This window comes from Rhodoferax sp. LS1R11, from assembly GCF_056521395.1.
Map to the genome: position 1 here is coordinate 143,997 of NZ_JBWMAW010000005.1, position 18,613 is coordinate 162,609.

At 61.1% G+C, this 18,613-nt stretch carries 16 protein-coding genes and 2 pseudogenes; 3 read left to right on the plus strand and 15 right to left on the minus strand.

What is annotated here, in order from left to right:
- Positions 1-83 precede the first annotated feature (83 nt).
- A pseudogene (locus AC097N_RS08690) lies at positions 84-379 on the plus strand (IS4 family transposase); the annotation flags it as partial.
- A 164-nt stretch (positions 380-543) separates the two neighbouring features.
- Here the strand turns inward: AC097N_RS08690 and AC097N_RS08695 are convergent.
- From AC097N_RS08695 to AC097N_RS08715, 5 genes are all read right to left on the minus strand, one after another.
- Entirely contained in the window at positions 544-897 is a 354-nt protein-coding gene (locus tag AC097N_RS08695) for a copper-binding protein (RefSeq protein ID WP_479580514.1), read from the minus strand.
- Between the two features lie 57 nt (positions 898-954).
- Positions 955-4,128 (minus strand): efflux RND transporter permease subunit, encoded by a 3,174-nt coding sequence (locus AC097N_RS08700; RefSeq protein WP_479580515.1) that lies wholly within the window; start codon positions 4,126-4,128, stop codon positions 955-957.
- The gene (locus AC097N_RS08705) at positions 4,125-5,768 is read right to left on the minus strand and encodes an efflux RND transporter periplasmic adaptor subunit (protein WP_479580516.1); all 1,644 of its coding nucleotides are present in this window, start codon (positions 5,766-5,768) and stop codon (positions 4,125-4,127) included. Before AC097N_RS08705 ends, AC097N_RS08700 begins: the two co-directional genes overlap by 4 nt.
- 5 nt (positions 5,769-5,773) lie before the next feature.
- Positions 5,774-7,120 carry a TolC family protein gene (locus AC097N_RS08710; RefSeq protein ID WP_479580517.1) on the minus strand — a complete coding sequence of 449 codons (1,347 nt, stop codon included), beginning with the start codon at positions 7,118-7,120 and terminating at the stop codon, positions 5,774-5,776.
- A gap of 137 nt (positions 7,121-7,257) precedes the next feature.
- The gene (locus AC097N_RS08715) at positions 7,258-7,656 is read right to left on the minus strand and encodes a hypothetical protein (RefSeq protein ID WP_479580518.1); all 399 of its coding nucleotides are present in this window, start codon (positions 7,654-7,656) and stop codon (positions 7,258-7,260) included.
- Between the two features lie 454 nt (positions 7,657-8,110).
- Between AC097N_RS08715 and AC097N_RS08720 the strand changes: the two genes are divergently transcribed.
- Positions 8,111-9,790, plus strand: a complete 1,680-nt coding sequence (locus AC097N_RS08720; RefSeq protein WP_479580520.1) for an MBL fold metallo-hydrolase — start codon at positions 8,111-8,113, stop codon at positions 9,788-9,790.
- 110 nt (positions 9,791-9,900) lie between these two features.
- Here the strand turns inward: AC097N_RS08720 and AC097N_RS08725 are convergent, their stop codons facing one another.
- From AC097N_RS08725 to AC097N_RS08770, 10 genes are all read right to left on the minus strand, one after another.
- Positions 9,901-10,947: a YVTN family beta-propeller repeat protein gene (locus tag AC097N_RS08725; RefSeq protein ID WP_479580522.1), complete on the minus strand. Its 1,047-nt coding sequence runs from the start codon at positions 10,945-10,947 to the stop codon at positions 9,901-9,903.
- Positions 10,948-11,098: 151 nt separating this feature from the next.
- Entirely contained in the window at positions 11,099-13,435 is a 2,337-nt protein-coding gene (locus AC097N_RS08730) for a heavy metal translocating P-type ATPase (RefSeq protein WP_479580524.1), read from the minus strand.
- Positions 13,436-13,439: 4 nt separating this feature from the next.
- On the minus strand, positions 13,440-13,619 hold the full coding sequence (locus AC097N_RS08735; RefSeq protein WP_479580525.1) for a DUF2933 domain-containing protein: 180 nt from the start codon (positions 13,617-13,619) through the stop codon (positions 13,440-13,442).
- Positions 13,620-13,631: 12 nt separating this feature from the next.
- The gene (locus AC097N_RS08740; protein ID WP_479580527.1) at positions 13,632-14,114 is read right to left on the minus strand and encodes a hypothetical protein; all 483 of its coding nucleotides are present in this window, start codon (positions 14,112-14,114) and stop codon (positions 13,632-13,634) included.
- Positions 14,115-14,119: 5 nt separating this feature from the next.
- Complete coding sequence (locus AC097N_RS08745; protein ID WP_479580531.1) at positions 14,120-14,413, minus strand: heavy-metal-associated domain-containing protein; 294 nt, start codon at positions 14,411-14,413, stop codon at positions 14,120-14,122.
- A gap of 51 nt (positions 14,414-14,464) precedes the next feature.
- Complete coding sequence (locus AC097N_RS08750; RefSeq protein WP_479580534.1) at positions 14,465-15,133, minus strand: methyltransferase family protein; 669 nt, start codon at positions 15,131-15,133, stop codon at positions 14,465-14,467.
- On the minus strand, positions 15,130-15,243 hold the full coding sequence (locus AC097N_RS08755) for a hypothetical protein (protein WP_479580537.1): 114 nt from the start codon (positions 15,241-15,243) through the stop codon (positions 15,130-15,132). The genes AC097N_RS08750 and AC097N_RS08755 overlap by 4 nt, the downstream gene beginning before the upstream one ends.
- A 111-nt stretch (positions 15,244-15,354) precedes the next feature.
- On the minus strand, positions 15,355-16,995 hold the full coding sequence (locus tag AC097N_RS08760) for a multicopper oxidase family protein (protein ID WP_479580540.1): 1,641 nt from the start codon (positions 16,993-16,995) through the stop codon (positions 15,355-15,357).
- 233 nt (positions 16,996-17,228) lie between these two features.
- The gene (locus tag AC097N_RS08765) at positions 17,229-17,651 is read right to left on the minus strand and encodes a hypothetical protein (protein WP_479580544.1); all 423 of its coding nucleotides are present in this window, start codon (positions 17,649-17,651) and stop codon (positions 17,229-17,231) included.
- Between the two features lie 178 nt (positions 17,652-17,829).
- Positions 17,830-18,273 (minus strand): hypothetical protein, encoded by a 444-nt coding sequence (locus tag AC097N_RS08770; protein ID WP_479580548.1) that lies wholly within the window; start codon positions 18,271-18,273, stop codon positions 17,830-17,832.
- A gap of 95 nt (positions 18,274-18,368) precedes the next feature.
- Between AC097N_RS08770 and AC097N_RS08775 the strand changes: the two are divergent.
- A pseudogene (locus AC097N_RS08775) lies at positions 18,369-18,551 on the plus strand (IS5/IS1182 family transposase); the annotation flags it as partial.
- Positions 18,552-18,613: the final 62 nt, after the last annotated feature.

Sequence of the window (18,613 nt, forward strand, 5' to 3'; positions counted from 1 at the left end):
AAGAAGAAAGAGCTGGGTGCACCAAGGGTTGATGGGATGGTTGTTACGAAGCACCCAAACCATCTCTCCAAAGGCCAGCCACCATGGAACGTAACGCCCGAAACGTTTTGCATCAACGTCAAACCCGCATCGGCCGTCAGGCCAGGGCAACCCAGGCTGTGGAGTTCTTCAACGTGCTGACGAGTCCGGAAATTGCTTGCCACGACAGAAGCGCTGCCGTCCGAGCACCGTGAGCGGCTGTATCCGCCCACGGTGACGCTGTCGATGTTCATGCGCCAAGTGCTGGAGGCCGATGGTTCGTACCGGCGGGTTCTGCCGGGCTCGCCAGCGTCTGCTGCTGGCGATGGTCAGTATGCTTACGTGCGAAACAGGCCGCCTGCAACGCCGGTGTGGATTTCCCTGACACCTGCACCCACCGTTTCCACGGGCTTCCAGTCAGAAGGTTCATGACCTTCCTGCACGCTTCCCAACTGGTGACCCGCTTCTTTTTTGCCTCGCCGGAGAAGTTCTTGACTGCATCAAGACTGTCCTTTGGATTTACGCCTACTTGACTTCTGTTATGACATACCCATTCGCGTCCTGCACGAAATCAAAGTTCACCTTCTTGCCCACGGCCAGTTTGGCTAACAGCATTTTGTCCTTGACCATGAAGCCCATGGTCATCGGAGGCCAGTTCATGCTATTGACCGCTTCATGGGCCAGTGTGACGACACCAGACTTAAGGTCGAGTTTCTTGACAACCCCAACGGCCTTGTGGGTCATCTGGGCCATTTGAGCCTCCGCAGCTGGCTTCTTGGCCGTCTCCATAGGTTTCATGGTGTCCATCTTCTGCTGCGCGAAAGCAGCAGATGCCGACAGCGTGGCGGCCAGGATCAGGGTGGTAGCGATTTTCTTCATGGGATTCTCCGTTTCAGAGTGGTTAAGGGAAATGGTTTCAAGGAAACTTGGCATGGATCACTTGGTCCAGAACGCGAGTCGCCAAGTTTTTGTCTCGCTGCTGGCCTTGGGTTCTCGCGGACGGCGCATCAACAGGTAGGCCGCCGGAATCACGAACATCGACAACAGGGGGGCGGTAATCATTCCGCCGACCATCGGCGCGGCAATGCGCTGCATGACTTCAGAGCCGGTACCGGTGCCCCACATGATCGGAAACAGCCCAGCAAGAATGACCGCCACGGTCATGGCTTTCGGGCGCACCCGCAGTACCGCGCCTTCGCGTATTGCATCGAGCAAGTCGGCTTCGCTGGTCTTACCCTGGTCTAGGCGTTCATGCCAGGCGTTCTTCAGGTACAGCAGCATGATCACGCCGAATTCGGCGGACACGCCGGCCAGGGCGATGAAGCCCACCGCACCGGCAATCGACAAGTTGTAGTTCAGCAGATAGAGCAGCCAAATTCCGCCAACCAGCGCAAATGGCAAAGCCGCCATGATGAGCACCGCTTCGCCAAAGCTGGCAAACGTCAGATACAGCAACACGAAGATGATGAGCAGCGTGAATGGCACCACCACCTTGAGCTTGGCCGTGGCGCGCTCCAGATACTCGAACTGGCCCGACCACGAGACGGAGTAGCCTGGCGGCAGCTTGACCTGCTGCGCCACCGCCTTCTGCATGTCCTGCACCGCCGAGCGCAGGTCGCGTCCGCGTATATCCACATAGACCCAGCCGGACAGGCGGGCGTTCTCGCTGCGCAGCATGGGCGGGCCATCGGTGATGCGGATATCCGCAACGTCCGACAGAACCAGGCGCTGGCCGCGTTCCGTAACGATGGGCAGTACACGCAGCTTTTCCAACGAATCCCGGATTTCACGGGGGTAGCGCAGGTTGATGGGGAAGCGTTGCAAGCCTTCAACGGTCTCTCCGATGTTTTCGCCACCCACTGCAGAAGAGATCACCGACTGCACGTCGGCAATATTCAAGCCGAAGCGCGCAGCGTTCTCCCGGCGGATGTTGATGTCCACATAGCGGCCACCGGTCAAGCGCTCAGCCAAGGCGCTACTCACGCCCGGCAGGTCTTTCACTGCCCGCTCAATCTCGCCAGCGATGCGATCAATCTCGACCAGGTCGGTCCCTGCTACCTTGACCCCCACCGGGCTCTTAATACCGGTGGCCAGCATGTCGATGCGATTGCGAATTGGTGGCACCCAGATATTGGCCAGGCCGGGTACTTTGACGATCCTGTCCAATTCCTCCACCAACTTGTCTTGTGTCATGCCGGGTCGCCACTGCTCTTTCGGCTTGAACTGGATCGTGGTCTCGAACATCTCCATGGGTGCGGAGTCGGTCGCAGTCTCGGCCCGTCCGGCTTTGCCGTAGACACTGGCCACCTCGGGCACGGTCTTGATCAAGCGGTCGGTCTGCTGCAACAGCTCGCTGGCTTTGCCCGTTGATAGCCCCGGCAGAGCGGATGGCATGTAGAGCAAATCGCCTTCATCCAGACGCGGCATGAATTCGCCACCGATGTGCTGTAGGGGCCACAGGCTCAATACCAGCAGCACAGTGGCGACCACCAGGGTCATCTTGGGTGCCCGCAAAACTGCATTGAGCAAGGGGCGGTACACCGCGATCAGGAAACGATTCAGCGGGTTGTTGTTTTCATCGGGGATACGGCCACGAATGAGGTAGCCCATCAGTACCGGGATCAAGGTTACCGACAAGCCTGCCGCTGCCGCCATCGAATAGGTCTTGGTAAACGCCAGGGGCGAGAACAGACGCCCCTCCTGTGCTTCCAGCGTGAACACCGGGATAAACGACAGGGTAATAATCAGCAGCGAGAAGAACAGGGCCGGTCCCACTTCTGCGGCTGAATCGCCGATCACACGCCAGCGGGCTTCTCCGTGCAGTGTTTCCCCTGGATGTGCATGGCCCCATTGCTCCAGATGCTTGTGCGCGTTCTCGATCATCACCACCGCCGCATCCACCATGGCTCCGATGGCGATGGCAATCCCTCCCAGAGACATGATGTTGGCATTCACCCCTTGGTAGTGCATGACGATGAACGCCGCCAGAATGCCCAGTGGCAGTGAAACGATGGCGACCAGGGCTGAGCGCAGGTGGAACAGGAAGACAAAACACACCACCGCAACGACGATGAATTCCTCCAGCAGCTTGTGCGTCAGGTTGTCCACGGCTCGCTCAATCAGATTGGAGCGGTCGTAGACGGGCACGATCTCCACCCCTTTGGGCAGACTGGACTGCAAGGTTTTGAGCTTTTCCTTCACCGCAGCGATGGTCTCCAGCGCATTCTTGCCGGAGCGCATCACAATCACGCCGCCTGCGGCTTCGCCGTCGCCATCCAATTCACCGATGCCACGGCGCATTTCTGGACCAAGCTGGATGCGGGCCACGCCGCCCAGGCGTACCGACACACCGGCAGCGGTGGTCATCAAGGGCACTTTTCGGAAATCGTCCAGGCCTTGTAGATAGCCCGAGGCGCGCACCATGTACTCAGCCTCGCCCAACTCCAGTACCGAGCCACCGGTTTCCTGGTTCGCCTTCTGTATGGCTTCGACCACCCTGGTATGCGGGATGCCATAGGCCGCCAGCTTGTTCGGATCGAGCACGATCTGGTACTGGCGCACCATGCCACCAATAGAAGCCACCTCGGCCACGTTGGGGATGGTTTTCAGCTCAAACTTGAGAAACCAGTCTTGCAGGGCACGCAATTGCGAAGCGTCCTGCGTGCCACTGCGGTCTACCAGTGCGTACTGGTAAATCCAGCCGACACCGGTCGCGTCTGGCCCAATAGACGCTTTGGCGGCAGCAGGTAGGCGTGACTGCACCTGGTTTAGATACTCCAGCACGCGAGAACGTGCCCAGTACAGGTCGGTGCCGTCCTCAAACAGCACGTAGACGAAGCTGTCACCAAAGAACGAGTAGCCACGTACCGTCTTCGCCCCCGGCACCGACAGCATGGTGGTCGTCAGCGGATAGGTAATCTGGTTCTCCACGATGCGTGGAGCCTGGCCAGGATAGGTGGTGCGGATGATGACCTGTACATCGGACAGGTCTGGCAGTGCATCCAACGGCGTGCGAGCGACTGAATAGACACCCCAGGCGCACAACATCACCGTTGCCAGGAGCACCAGAAACCGGTTGGCAATAGACCAGCGGATGAACTTGGCGATCATGGCTTGTTTCCTGTCGCTTTGGCTGGTGCCGCCTGTAAGTCGGGTGCAACAGAGGTGATGCGGGTGAGTTGCGGCAAACCCTCCACGTCCATGTAGAACTCAAAACTCACTTTATCGCCCGGCTCCAGATTGCGTGGCTTGCCGCTGGCAGGCAACTTGAAGTCCATGGTCATGGCACCCCATTTGAGTGATGCAATCGGTTTGTGCGACAGCGTTATGGCATCTTTTCCAATCGCCTCAATCTTGGCTTCACCCTCATGGCGAGGGGCCGTGTTGGCAGCACTGGGTTGGGGTGCATCGTTCAGGCGTGCCTCGATGCCTTTGAGGCTGGCTTCCGAGTCGATCAGGAACTGGGACGACACCACCACGCGCTGCCCGACTTGCAGTCCACGCTTGATCTCGGTCTGTCCATTGCTCTCGATACCGGTTTCCACCTCCACCGGGCGGAACTTGCCCTTGTCTTCGGCCAACATGACCACGACACGCTTGCCGGTCTGGATCACCGCTTCCGTCGGAATCAGCAGCGATTTCTCGGCCCGCATGTCCATGAACTGCATGTTGACGAACATGCCAGGTACCAGCAAGTTGCCGGGGTTGGCCAGCTCCACCCGGGCTTTGAGGGTGCGGGTCGCCATATTCACTTCCGGCAGGAGTGCCTGCACCGTGCCATGCAGGGCGGTGCCGGGTGCGGCGGCACTGTTGGACTGGACCTTGGTGCCAGGGCGGATCAACGCAATTTGGCCTTCCGGTACTTCGGCGTTGACCCAGACAGACGACAAACCATTGATACGAAACAGTGTTGCACCGGGCATAACGGTCATGCCTTCGCGGGCCATCAGTTCCACTACCACCCCTGCGATTGGGGCGACGAGGGTAGTGCGTGGCTGGGTCTTGCCACTGCTTTCCACCAAACGGATCAGCTCGTCGCTCATGCCCACCTGGCGCATGCGCTGGCGCGCACCATCGATCAGGCTTGCCAGATCCGTTCCTTGCATACGGCGCACGGAAAGGAACTCTTCCTGTGCAGCAATCCAGTCCGGCACATAGAGTTCGGCCAGCGGCTGACCCTTGCTGACACGGTCCAGCGTAGCGCGCACGTACAGGCGCTCGATGTAACCCGTGGCACGGGCTTGCACAAAAGCTTGGTCGCGCTCGTTGAAGGAGATATTGCCTACAGCGGATAGTTGGGGTGACAACGCGCCTTGTGTCACTTCCGCAGTCCTTACGCCCAGGTTCTGTTGAATACGTGAACTTACGGTGACTTTGCTGCCGTCACCGTCGCTGTCGGCATAGACGGGCACCAGCATCATGTCCATGAAGGGAGATTTGGCGGGCTTGTCGAACTTGTTCCCCGGCACCATGGGGTCGTGGTAGTAAAGGATTTTATTGCCGGTGGTGGGATCGACATCCCCGGCCTTGATACCCGCTGCGATGTGCCGACGGGTGGCGTCTTCTCCTTGGGCTTCGCTTTGTGGACCAGCATCCGGTGCCGCCTTCGGTACAGCCGCAGCAGGGCCTGAAGACGTGGGCATGGCTGCCGCGCCCATGCCACGGTGCATGCCCATGGCGTAGAGGCCATAGCCTGCGGCCCCGAGTACACCGGCACAGACTAGGCTAATCAGCAAGGGTTTAAGTTTCATCATGGTTATTTCTCCGTTGCTGTCGTGGTGGCTGTTTGCGAGGGCACCTGGCCCTCGGCTGTGGCTGCGTGGTCTGCGGGTAGCAGGTACTCCAGCTGCGCCCATAGACTGGCGGCCTCCATTTCCAGGCGCAGGCGGTCCATGCGGGTGTCAATCTCCATGCGCCGAGCTTCGAGTACGGCTGTGAGCTGGCCGCTTCCGCCCCGGTAGGCTGCAATGGCGGCCCGGGTGCGTTCAGAAGCCAACGGCACCAGCGTGCTGTCGAAGTGGGCGACTCGGTCACGGTCGCTCTGCCATTGCTGGAGCCACATGCGGGTGTCGGCAACATGTTCCCGGGAGGCTTCTTCGCGCTGGGCGCGCATCTGCTCGGCGATGGCCAGCTTGGCGGCCACTTCACGGTCTTGCCGGTTCTTTTGGTTCCATTGCAGTGGGATTGAGACGTTGACCGACACCATGTTGGAGTAAGCAGGTCCACGCTGGCTGAACATCAGCTCCACACTCCAATCGGAGCGTTTGTTGCTTTGTGCGATATCCACGTCCGCCTGTGCAACCGCTTCCTGCTTGGCCATCAGCGCTATCTCTGGATGGTGTGCCAACTGGGAGTTCAGGCTGGTCGGATCGAGATGCACTTGTGCCAAGTTGGGTGGCGGGGCCAGAGATTGACCGGCAGGCTCCCCGATCCAGCGTGCCAGCTTGATCTTGGCACTACCGATCTGGCGCTCGGTTTGCTGAATACGGTCGTCTATCTGGGCCACGCCCGAGCGCGCGGCAAACACATCGGTCTGCGTGCCGCGCCCACCCCGGTAAGCGGCGTCGGAGGCTTCTATCTGCAAACCCGCCTCGGCACGCTGTGTGCGTAAGATGTCCAGCATGCGCTCCTGGTAGTAGCGGTCCAGCCAGGCCATCGCGGTATCCCGTCGCAGATTGGTCAGCGCCACGGCTCGGCTACTTTCTGCGACTTCTGCTTCCCGGTTGAAGCGGACTGAACGGGCTTTGAGCTTGTCGCTGCGGGTGAATTCCTGCATCACGCCGACCGAACGCATGGTCATGAAGTCCTGCGTTAGGCTTAAGCGGTCTTCGCCATTGATAGGTAGGTTGTTGACTCCCGCTTTGAGGAGCGGGTCGGGCAGTTGCCCGGCAGCGACTGCCATGTCGCGGGAAGACCTGGCGACAGCATCTTGGGCGACCAGTTGGCGCGACCGGTCTTGCGCGAGTTGTAGGGCTTGGTCGAGGCTGAGTGCCTGCTGGGCGTGTACTCCTGCACCCAGCATGGACGAACCTAGAAGCAGTATGCAAGCCCAATGGCGTTGCCGCAGGCGTGGGGGCACGCCCTTCAATAGAACAGAAAACATGGAATCTCCAGACAACGAAACGGTGGTTTCATGTCGGCCCGGTACGCTGACGCAGGGGAATCCTGACAGGCGCAGACGAGCACAACAAAAGCACTGCGCCAGCCCGAGAGGCTGTCAGTGCGGTTTCGTCTGGAGGGTCAAATTCGGAAGCAGCAGTGCCGAATGGCTAAGGGCGGTGCCGTGGTGCGCTTCAAGTGGGGCGGTTGCAATGGTGCGCCCAAAAATACTGGAGCAATATTTGGCAGCAAGAAGCTGGCCGGTACTGCGCCTATATCCAACGGTGCGGGCAGTTCGTACTTATCTGCCGTTTGATGCCCCGCCTGACAATGTGCCTGGCACAAATTGGGCTGTGCATCGTCCATGTTAATCGCCATGGATTCCGCGCACGGCATCTTGGCCTCGGCCATGGCGGCAACTTCTGCAACCTTTTGCTGGACACCGGGGCACGCGTAGCCCGCCACTGCCAGCTGCATAAACAGCAGGCTTACCAGTGCGATGAACACTGTGATGCAGCGGGACTGGCGACGGGACGGCATGGAGTGTCTAAAAATATGGTTACGCGAATCGAGATTGGGGATGCTGTGTATCCGACAGATGGCCAGATGGAAAAGTTCCTGCAAACTACAAGCGATATGGTGAGTGTAGTTCCCCTCCGACTACCAAGTAGTTCTTGGCCTTGCCTACATCCCGGCTGAACTGGCGGTTTTAAAGCGTCTGACAGTCAGGTGCAATAGTGACCCGTACGCTTAGGTCACGCTGAATCGCGCGCAAACTGACCCCAAACTCCTCAGTAAGGGCTTGGGGATCAAGCGAATCTCCCTGATTCAGTTTGACCAACATCTTCCACAGCCTGTACACAAGGGTATCGTGGGCGCCAGCAGAACGACTCATGGTTTTTCAATTGTTGAGGTAAGAGTTTCGATTTTGACCACGATTGAACCGTTGGGTCTGTACAGTGAATCCTTTTATTGCCATGTCGAGGAATTTCTCATGCCACGCCCCACCCAACTCCTGCACCCCCCGCGCGAACCCGCGCCCATCCGCCCTGCGGCCACCGTGCTCCTGCTGCGCGACAGCCCGCAGGGTATTGAAGTGCTGATGACGCGCCGCGCCATGACCGCCAGCTTTGCCCCCGGCGCCTATGTGTTCCCCGGCGGCGGCGTTGACGCGCTGGACGCCGCCAGCCACGGCCAGGCGAAACGCCGCGTCACACAAAGCGACTTGCACCTGACGCAGGCTATTGCCGCCATCCGCGAAAGTTTTGAAGAGTTGGGGGTGCTGCTGGCGCGCCGGACCGATGGCACACCTGCCAGCCACCACGACCTGGCGGCACTGGACCGCAGCCAACCCTTCGCCGTCCAATGCCAGGCGCGGGGCCTGACGCTGGCCGCCGACGAGGTGTTTGTGCTGGCGCACTGGGTCACCGACCGCGATTTGCCGCGTCGTTTTGACGTGCCCTTTCTGGTCGCCCGCATGCCCGAGGGCCAAACGCCCGTGGCCGACGAAACCGAGCAGTTTGAGCCGGTGTGGGTGCGCCCGGCCGACGCGCTGGCGCGGCATGCCGCGGGTGGGTTTTTCATCATCTTCCCCACCATCCGCACGTTGGAGCGGCTGCAGACTTACACCGACGTCGCTGCCGTGCTGCACGCCTGCGCCGCCACCGAGCAGCCGCTGTGGACGAGCTGCCCGCGCGCGGGTCTGCTGGCCGGGCGCGAGGCCCGCTACATGGAGCATGAGCATCCGTACGGCGAACTCGCGCTGGTCTGCCCCGACGGGCAAATCGTGCACGCGCTGGACTGGCAGTCCGAACAGCCCGTGCCGCTGCTGAAAAACGTGATGCGCCTCACCGCGCCCAACCCCGGCGCCATGACCGGGCCCGGCACCAACAGTTACCTGGTGGGCGACCCGGCCACCGGCTACTGCGTCATCGACCCCGGTCCGGCCGACCCCGAACACCTGGAAAAATTGTGGCGCGCCGCGGGCGGCGACATCCGCATGATCGTCTGCACCCACTCGCACCCGGACCATTCGCCGGGCGCCCTGCCCTTGCAGGCCTTGTGCGTGCAGCACGGCCAGCCCCGCCCGCCCATTCTGGGCCTGCCCTCCGCCCCCACGGCACGTACCGCCAGCGAATTCACGCCCGACAAGGCGCTATCAAATAATGAGCTACTGACGCTCGTCCTACCTGGGCTAGAGGCTGATTTGTCATATATATCAGGCCACACCCTGAAAGTGATTCACACCCCCGGCCACGCCGCCAACCACCTGTGTCTGGTGCTGCTGGAAGACGGCCTGCTGTTCAGCGGCGACCACATCCTCAACGGCAGCACCACGGTGATTGACCCGCCCGATGGCGAGATGACCGCTTATCTGGACTCGCTGGACGTGTTGCACGCAGCCTGCGCCGAGCACCGCATCGAGTTCATCCTGCCCGCGCATGGCTACGTGCTGGGCGGCTATGACGGTGAGGCCGCGGGCGCCATCGCCCACCTCAAGGCGCACCGCCTGAAACGCGAAGCCAAGATTCTCAAGGTCATGCAGGCGCAGCCCGAGGGCACGCTGGACGACTGGGTGGCGCACGCCTATGACGACGTGCCGCCGCGCATGTGGCCGGTGGCCAAACGCTCACTCATGGCGCATGTGGCACGCATTGAGGCCACACTGTCCTGAGCGCGTGGGCGCCAAGGGCCGGGCAAAACCCTACTCGCCCGCACAATCGACGATAGAGTTTTCCACCGCACGGCTCAGTGTTTTCTCATGGTGCGGCGAAGGACAAGCCATCAAGGCGTCACGCTGATGCCATTGGGTCCCTTGCCGACCGGAACGGTCTTCACAACCTTGCGCTCCTTCACATCAAGCACGGAAACCGAGTTGGCGTAGGTGTTGGTCACGTAGGCGTACCGACCTTCCCGGTCGACGACCACGCCATGGGCACCGGCGCCGGTGCCGACTGTCTGGGCGACCTTGAAACGCTCAAGGTCGATCAGGCTGACGGTGCTGCCCGGCTTCTTGCGCGTACCCTGGTTGGCCACCAGCAGCATGCGCGAGTCCGGCGTGGCGTACAGCTGGATCGGCACCGATCCGACGGCAACCTTGCGAATCACCTTGCGCGTGGCCGGGTCGATCACGGCGACGGCGTTTTCCTCCGACAGCGAAACAAAGGCAAGACGGCCGTCCGGCGTGAAACCGACCTGCGCAGGGCCCTTGCCTGCGGGAATTTTCGCTACCTCCTTTTGGCCTGCGGTATCGATCACCGACACCGTACCGCCCTTGAGGTTGGCCACGTAGACCTCCTTGCCGTCCGGGCTGATCCGAAGACCGTGAGGAAACGGGCCGACGGAAATCGTCGCCAGGAGGCGCTGCGCCGCTGTGTCGATCACGCTGACCGTGTTGTCGCCGCCGTTGGTGACGTAGGCAAGGCGGCCGTCCGGTGACACCACCACATGGGCCGGGTGCATGCCAACCGGTACCTTGGCGATCACTGCGTCAGTGCGGGTGTCGATGACCCAGACGGCACCGGGCTGTGCCATCGCATCGTGGGCGCCTTGGGCCATCCCCTTGTGCGCGGATGCGTCGGCCGCCTGGACGGGCTCGCCGTTGTTGGTCACCCATACGAGCTTGCCGTCGGGCGAAACCTGAACGTTGTGCGGCATCTTGCCGACGCGCACGTTTGCGAGCGTTTTGAACGAAGCTGCATCAAGCACGCTGACCGTGTCAGCACCCTCATTGGCCACATACACCTTGTCGGCGGCCAATGTGGCGCCGGACCATGCCAGCAGACCAATCTGCACTGCTGTCAAAAGCCAGTTATTTTTTCTTGTCATCATGATCACTCTTTGTTGGAAAATAAAAACTTCTATCAGGTCTCAGCCTGCAATGGCGCGTTCCGGACGCCATTGCCGAACACGCCATCTTTCTTGCGCCTTCACATCTCTGGCGATGGCAGTCGTTGCCGGCGATACGGCCAAAACAGCGGAGTCATACGCGTCTGTTTCGCAGACGCAAAGCGTTGCCAATCACCGATACCGAGCTCAAGCTCATGGCCAGCGCGGCAATCAACGGCGACAGCAGCCAGCCGGTCAGCGGGTACAGCACACCAGCCGCAATCGGGATACCCAACGCGTTGTACAAAAAGGCAAACATCAGGTTTTGCTTCATGTTGCCCACGGTCGCTTCCGACAAAGCACGTGCAATCGCAATCCCGCGCAGATCGCCCTTGACCAGTGTGATCTGGGCGCTGTTCATCGCCACGTCGGTCCCGGTGCCCATGGCCACGCCGACATCGGCCTTGGCCAGCGCTGGCGCATCGTTGATGCCGTCTCCGGCCATCGCCACGACGCGGCCTTCCTTCTGCAAGCGCTCGACCAACAGCAGCTTGTCGGCCGGCTTGACCTCGCCATGCACCTCGTCGATGCCCAGGCGGGCTGCGACAGCTTTGGCCGTGGTCAGGCCGTCGCCGGTCGCCATCACGATGCGCAGCCCGGATGCCTTGAGCGTCGCCAGGGCTTCCGGCGTGCTGGCCTTGACCGGATCTGACACGGCCAGCAGGCCCATCAGCTGGCCATCGACTGCCAGATGCATGACGCTGGCGCCTTCCGCCCGCAAGGCCTCGGCCTGCGGCACCAGGGCAGCGACCGAGACACCGATCTGCTCCATCAGCGTGGTGTTGCCCAGCGCCAGCTGACGCCCGGCCACCTGTCCGCGCACGCCGATTCCCGAGCCGGACTCGAAGTTCTCGGGCTTGTCGAGCGCCATGCCGCGCCCACGGGCGGCGCGTACGATGGTTTCGGCCAGCGGGTGTTCGCTGCCCTGGTCCAGGCTGGCGGCCAGGCGCAGCACCTCGTCGGCGTCAAAACCGGGCGCGGGAATGGCGCGCTCGAACGTCGGGCGGCCCTCGGTCAGGGTGCCGGTCTTGTCGATGATGAGGGTGTCGATCTTGCGCAGGTTCTCGATGGCCGCCGCATCGCGGAACAGCACACCCTGCGTCGCGCCGCGCCCGGTGGCGACCATGATGGACATCGGTGTGGCCAGGCCCAGGGCGCAGGGGCAGGCAATGATCAGCACCGACACGGCATTGATCAGGCCAAACACCCAGCTGGGCTCAGGCCCGAAAAATCCCCAAACAAAAAAGGTCAGCAAGGCAATGCCCACCACCGTGACGACAAAGTAGCCCGCCACCACGTCGGCCATGCGCTGCATCGGCGCCCGGGAGCGCTGGGCCTGGGCGACCATCTGCACGATCTGCGACAGCATGGTGGATGCGCCAACGCGCTCCGAACGCATCACCATCGCGCCGCTGGTGTTGAGCGTGGCGCCAATCACCTTGTCGCCTACGCGTTTGGTCACCGGTATCGGCTCGCCCGTGAGCATGGATTCGTCGACCGAGCTGCCGCCTTCCGTCACGACGCCGTCGACCGGCACCTTCTCGCCGGGTCGCACGCGCAGCATATCGCCCACATGTACATGGGTCAGCGGCACGTCCTCTTCGGTGCCATCTTCCCGGATGCGGCGGGCGGTCTTGGACGCCAGGCCCAGCAGCGACTTGATCGCCGCCGAGGTCTGCGACCGGGCCTTGAGTTCGAGCACCTGGCCCAGTAGCGTGAGTGAGATGATCACGGCCGCGGCTTCAAAATACACGGCCACGCGGCCCATGGAGATGAACGAATCGGGGAAAACCTGTGGCGCAAGGGTTGCCACCACGCTGTAAACGAAAGCCGCGCCGGTGCCCAGACCAATCAAGGACCACATGTTGGGGCTGCGGTTCACCACGGATTCCCAGCCGCGCGAGAAGAACGGCCAGCCGGCCCACATGACTATGGGGATCGACAGCACCAGTTCGACCCAGCTCTGCACGGTCATGTCCATCCACTGGAAACGGTGGCCGAACATGGCAAGAACAAAGACCAGGCCTGTCAGGGGCAGCGTCCACCAGAAGCGACGCTGAAAATCACGCAACTCGGGGTTTTCATCATCTTCGAGTTCCGGGATCAGGGGCTCCAGCGTCATGCCGCACTTGGGGCAGTTGCCCGGATGGTCCTGACGTATCTCGGGGTGCATCGGGCAGGTGTAGATCGTGCCGGCGGCCGCTGGAGTGGTCTCCACTGGTGGCGCGGGCGCGAGGTATTGCAGCGGATTCGCCGCGAACTTGCCCTGGCACTTGGCGCTGCAGAAGTAATAGGGCCGGCCCTCGTACGTCAGCCTGTGCGGCGACTGCTCGGTAACGGTCATGCCACAGACCGGATCTTTCAGATCGGTTGGCGAGGCTGACTGGGCAGGAGGGCTGCTGCTGTGATGTTGGTGTGTTTTCATGTCCATCTGCTTATTCCTTGTCGTTGTTGGTGCGCCCCGGCGCTGGCGGGTGCCTGCCATATCCCCCATGGCCGTGTCCGTGCATCAGGTGCATCAGCGGGCAGGCGATCAAGGCGGCCGTTGCCAGCGCCATGCCGCCTAGGCGGCGCCAGAACGATGGCGCATCGGGGTCGTTCTCAAACTGATTCATGGCGTCGCTCCTTCAGAGTTGCCAGCGAAAGGTACGGGGCGCGGATTCGTCCGGCCGGTCGATCCGGAGTTCGATCCCCCTTGGCCGCGGCGCCGGCACATCGAATGCCAGCACGCCTTCACGGTGGTGGCCGCCCGGTGGCCCGCCGAGCCAGCCCGTAGGCTTGAACGTGCGTCCGTCATCGGTCGTCAAGGTGGCGCTTTGGCTCAGGTCATCGCTCAGGTCGGCACTGTGGGTGTCCAGCACGACAGCGAATTCCCACTGGCTGTCCGGCCGTCCGATCGACTTCGCCGTCACCTTGACCGTCACCCCCTGCTCGCTCGACGACTGCGTGGCGGTCAGCTCAAGGCTCGTTTGGGCCCATGCGACCCATGGCGCTGTGGCCATCAAGACCCCGGCCGAAGCCATGGAAGCCGCCAGCCACCAGCGCCGACTCATCACGCAGCCTTTTTCATCAACCATGGTGCTCTCCTTGAGTAAAAAATCATTTCTCATGGCAGTCAGCGGCAACCGCACCCCCCCGTGCCGCCGCTGTGGCAGCCCGAGGCTTTAGGCTGCGAGGTCGCAGAAGATGTTGAAGCGCCTGCGGCCAGCGTCGCGGGGTAGCCCGCATCAATCAAGGCCATCAACAAAGGGGCGCTGCCCTGCGCCAGTTCACCGCTCACCTTGACACGGCCAGACTGAAGATCGACCTCCACCCCGCTGACACCCGGCAGCGGCTGCAACGCCTGAGTGACGTGCTTGACGCATGAGCCACAGCTCATGCCCTCGACTTGCAGATCAATCGTGTTCATGTTTCAAACTCCTTAAAAAATTAAATGCATTTCGCCTGGAAAAAGTCCAGGTCATCTTTTTGACACCGAGTCAGCCGTCGGCCGGGCCTTACCCATGCGAGGGATAAACCGGGGCGTGCGCCGGGCGTAGCGCTCGAACGCTTCGCCAAATTGCGCACGCATTTCAGCCTCTTCAGTGAATGCGAGACGCCCATACATGATCAGCAGAATCGGGAACATGACCAGGGTCAGCAGCGTCGGCCATTGCAGCAGGAAGCCCAACAGGATCAGCACGAAGGCGACGTACTGCGGATGGCGAATCCGCGCATACGCGCCTGTTGTGGCCAGTTCTTCGCGGCGCTGCGCATCGTAAAGAACCTTCCACGCGCTGGACAGCAGATAAAAGCCGACACCCAGGAAGACATAGCTGGCAATGTGCAGCGGGCCGAAGTGGGGGTCGCCTTTTTCGCCCAGCAGCGTGGACCAAAGATGTCCGGCGTCATGGGACAGGAGGTCAAGATTCGGAAACTTCGTCTGCAGCCAGCCTGACATCAGGTAAATCGTCAGCGGAAAACCGTACATCTCGACGAACAGTGCAATGACGAAGGCAGAAAAGGCCCCGAATGTCCGCCAGTCTCGTGTCGTTTGGGGCTTGAAGAAGCTGAACGCGAACATCAGGAAGATGGCCGAATTGAGGATGACGAGCATCCACAATCCATAGGCGGGAGCGTCGTGGCTCATGGCTTTTCTCCGGTCTTGGATGGCTGCTGCGGCGCTGACGTTTCCAGGTGCTGTCGGCCATCGTGGTTGTGACCCTGGCCGCCATGTCCGTGGTGCATGAAGATGTGCATCAGCGGGCAGGCCAACCCCAGAAGGGCTTCGGCCCGGAGTCATGCTGGGAATGGTTGTGGTTCATTTAAAAATCTCCTGTACTGAACTTGCTTAAAGCCTGCGGGCCGCGTTTAGCCTTGCACGCGAAAGTTGATCATCATTCCGGCGTCCTCGTGTTCGAGGTTGTGGCAATGGAGCAGATAGGTCTGATCGCCGGGAAAGTCATGGGTGAAGTCGATCGCAATACGCACCGTTTCGCCCGGCCATACCAGCACGGTGTCCTTCCAGCCCAGGTCGCCCACTATTCGCCCCTTGCCGAAACGCGCTGAAGACGACACCTGGGGTGGGCTGTTGAGCCGCTCAAGCACCTGGAACGAAAAGCCGTGAATGTGCATCGGATGCGGCATGCCCAGCGCCGGGTTGCTGATGCTCCAGACCTCCACCGCGCCGCGTTTGACGTCGAACGCGATTTCGTCCATGACAAAAGTGCGTCCATTGATGAGAAAGCGCATGTTTTCCAGCGACAGTTCAATCTTGCGCTGCGTGGCGCCTTGGGTCGGGAGGGCCCTGACCTTGGACAGCGTGGCCGGCAGCTTGGCAACAATGCGTTCCCCAGCCGTGACGGAGAGCTTGAGCACATTGAACTCGACACCGAGCGGAAGCCGTGACGAGGCCACGCCAGGCGCTGCATGCCCGGCGCCATGCGCCATTCCCACCATGCCCGGCATGTCGCCAGCGGGTCCTTCGTTTTCCATAGGATCGAACGCCAGGCTTTTGAGAAAGATGTCCGTGCCGGGCCGTACCTGTCCGGCATCAAACAGGACATCGAGGCGTTCCCCTGGGGCGAGAAAGGCTTCGGCCACCGTTTCCGGCCGCTCGATCAGCCCGCCATCGGTGCCGATGACGGTGAAATTGAGTTGTTTTTTGCCCGTGACGAAGGCAAGCCGGTAGATGCGTGCGTTGGAGCCATTGAGAAGCCGCAGGCGGTAGGTGCGCGGGGTGACAGTCTGCACGGCGTTGGGCGTCAGGTTGGCGAGCACCACGTCGCCCAGCCAGCCCATCATGGACTCCTGGGCGTTGGGCTGGTAGCGCAGCTTTCCTTGCGCGTCGAACTGCTTGTCCTGTATGACCAGGGGCAGATCGGTCACGCCCAGTCGCAGATCCAGTGCCCTGGCCAAGCGGCGCTGGTCATCGTCGTCCACCAGGAAAAAACTCGCCAGACCGTTGTAAGCCTGTTTCGCGGTCAACCCGTGCGCATGCGTGTGGTACCAGTAGGTGCCGCCGCGGTTTCGCACCGTGAAGTCGTAGTCGTAGCGGCCGCCCGGGGCGATGGTGTTGACCGGATGACCGTCCATGGCTGCTGGCGTATGCAGGCCGTGCCAGTGGATGATGGTCGGCTCAGGCAGCGCGTTGTCCAGGCTAGCCGTAAAGCGCGACCCGCTCTCGATGCGCAGGATGGGGTTCTGGTAGGCCTTGCCCGCGTGTTCGGTCTGGTACAGCAAAAAGGGCGAAGGAATTGGCGCTTTGGGGCCTGGCAGGATCGGAAAGCTCGCCGCCGTGGCGCGTATTTTCAAAGGCCCGACGACATCGAGCACGCCGAAGGGACCACTGCCACCTGGCATGAAAAGCTTTTGCCGGAAGTTGGCAGCGGCTACGGGATCAAGGGGGTAGTGACGAAATGGCACTGCGGCCACTTCTTTGCTGTGACCCGCGCCGGAATACATCCAGGCGGCCGCCCCGGCGAGCTGAAATAACTCTCTTCTTTTCAACATATGACTTTCCTTTTCTAACCTTCAACGCTCCCGCCAGATCGTCAAACCTGGCGGCAAGCAAAACAAAATACGGTGAGGGCCATCAAGCGGACCGTCTTGTGGAATTGCTGCATTTCCGCCTGAATCGAGGGTTGACCAACGCCTCAGGCGGTTGAGCAAGCAGGAGAAAAACACACCGACGGTGATGTCCCGCGCAAGGTCTGCGCAAAGCGGTGTGCATGGCCTGGGCTCCGTTACTTGGCCGGCGCCGCCGGCATCCGGTCCATCATCATTTTCATCATGGTCTGCATCATTTCCATGCGCTTTTCCATCATCTGATGGTGCGCAGCCATGTCGCCCGTCATGCCCGGCATGCCTTTCATTCCGCCCATGCCGGCGCCACCCATGCCCTCCATCATGGCCATGCTGTCCTGCATGGTTTGCATGTGTTCGGCCATCAGCTTGCTGCGTTCTTCCGGGGTTTTGGCGTTCATCATCCTGTCGTGCATGGCCTGCATCGTTTTCATCTGAGCATTCATCTTGCCCATCTGGTCGGGTGTTGCCATGCTGTTGGCAGAGGCGGCGCCCATGGGCATCGTCGGGGCCGTGTTGCAGGCGGTCAATGCGATGGCGGCAGTCAAGGCAACGCCAAGGGGAATGAATCGAAAATGGGTCATGACAGACTCCTGGTTAGGTGACAGAAAAATGGAATGTGGTGTGCTGTGCTGTGGGTAAGCATCACCGTGGGTGCAAGACCCCCCGTCTGCGTTTTTGCGCCTGGGCACAAAACAAACTGGATCGGGATAGGGACGCAGGCCGTAGAGCGCGAGGCTCAGGACCTCAGCGTCGGGGCGGCTAAATGGCCAGTCGCGAGAAGCGGAGGCGGATGGGCAGTTCAGGCGTGGCCGACGGCTCGACATCCATTTGGCGACGCGTTGGAACGACGGGTGCTACGCTGCCCCAGAGAACCTGAACGAGGGGCGCGGGACCGGCATCGTTCTGGGCGACCGTCGAGTCCTGCTTGGTGAAAGAGCGTGTGCCATCGTCGCAAACCTTCAGGCACGCGGCCTTGGCGTGCGGCTCACCAACGCCATCGACAACGGCCCCGGCGTGACCGGGCACTATCGCGAACGCATGCGCAGCAGCTTCGGACGATGCAACGGTAGCGATATGGGCGTGCGTTTGACGCGCTTCCAGCAGGCACGCATTCGCAACCCCTGAAGTCAGCGCAAACAGCCACACCAGCAACACCATGAATACGGTGTTGCGCCTGGCGCGGGTGTTTGAAAAAAGCTTCATGGTGGTTGAGATCACAGAGATTTCATCCTACGCACATAAGGCAAAAAATCATTGATTAACATCAATAAACGGGGTGTCAGCTTACAAGCCTGGCCATGGCAGCCGACCAAACGTTCGAGAACTACCGCAATCCCACGCGTTGTGAGGAGTTTCTGAAGACGATGGAGGCCATGGTTCCATGGGCTGCTTTGTGTGAAGTCATCGAACTGCGCCGCTTCGTGGACATGGACCTGGGGCGTGAGGCGTTGTTTGCACAGGTTGGCCAGGAGCTGCAGGCGCCAGCCCCGCCAGCGATTTCACGCCCGACAAGGCGCTATCAAATAATGAGCTGCTTGCGCTT

Coding starts and splice junctions, on each gene's coding strand:
- AC097N_RS08740 (WP_479580527.1), bottom strand. CDS start 14,114: ATGAGAAATGATTTTTTACTCAAGGAGAGCACCATGGTTGATGAAAAA.
- AC097N_RS08750 (WP_479580534.1), bottom strand. CDS start 15,133: ATGAGCCACGACGCTCCCGCCTATGGATTGTGGATGCTCGTCATCCTC.
- AC097N_RS08705 (WP_479580516.1), bottom strand. CDS start 5,768: ATGAAACTTAAACCCTTGCTGATTAGCCTAGTCTGTGCCGGTGTACTC.
- AC097N_RS08700 (WP_479580515.1), bottom strand. CDS start 4,128: ATGATCGCCAAGTTCATCCGCTGGTCTATTGCCAACCGGTTTCTGGTG.
- AC097N_RS08745 (WP_479580531.1), bottom strand. CDS start 14,413: ATGAACACGATTGATCTGCAAGTCGAGGGCATGAGCTGTGGCTCATGC.
- AC097N_RS08710 (WP_479580517.1), bottom strand. CDS start 7,120: ATGTTTTCTGTTCTATTGAAGGGCGTGCCCCCACGCCTGCGGCAACGC.
- AC097N_RS08755 (WP_479580537.1), bottom strand. CDS start 15,243: ATGCACATCTTCATGCACCACGGACATGGCGGCCAGGGTCACAACCAC.
- AC097N_RS08770 (WP_479580548.1), bottom strand. CDS start 18,273: ATGAAGCTTTTTTCAAACACCCGCGCCAGGCGCAACACCGTATTCATG.
- AC097N_RS08715 (WP_479580518.1), bottom strand. CDS start 7,656: ATGCCGTCCCGTCGCCAGTCCCGCTGCATCACAGTGTTCATCGCACTG.
- AC097N_RS08760 (WP_479580540.1), bottom strand. CDS start 16,995: ATGTTGAAAAGAAGAGAGTTATTTCAGCTCGCCGGGGCGGCCGCCTGG.
- AC097N_RS08695 (WP_479580514.1), bottom strand. CDS start 897: ATGAAGAAAATCGCTACCACCCTGATCCTGGCCGCCACGCTGTCGGCA.
- AC097N_RS08725 (WP_479580522.1), bottom strand. CDS start 10,947: ATGATGACAAGAAAAAATAACTGGCTTTTGACAGCAGTGCAGATTGGT.
- AC097N_RS08765 (WP_479580544.1), bottom strand. CDS start 17,651: ATGACCCATTTTCGATTCATTCCCCTTGGCGTTGCCTTGACTGCCGCC.
- AC097N_RS08720 (WP_479580520.1), top strand. CDS start 8,111: ATGCCACGCCCCACCCAACTCCTGCACCCCCCGCGCGAACCCGCGCCC.
- AC097N_RS08730 (WP_479580524.1), bottom strand. CDS start 13,435: ATGGACATGAAAACACACCAACATCACAGCAGCAGCCCTCCTGCCCAG.
- AC097N_RS08735 (WP_479580525.1), bottom strand. CDS start 13,619: ATGAATCAGTTTGAGAACGACCCCGATGCGCCATCGTTCTGGCGCCGC.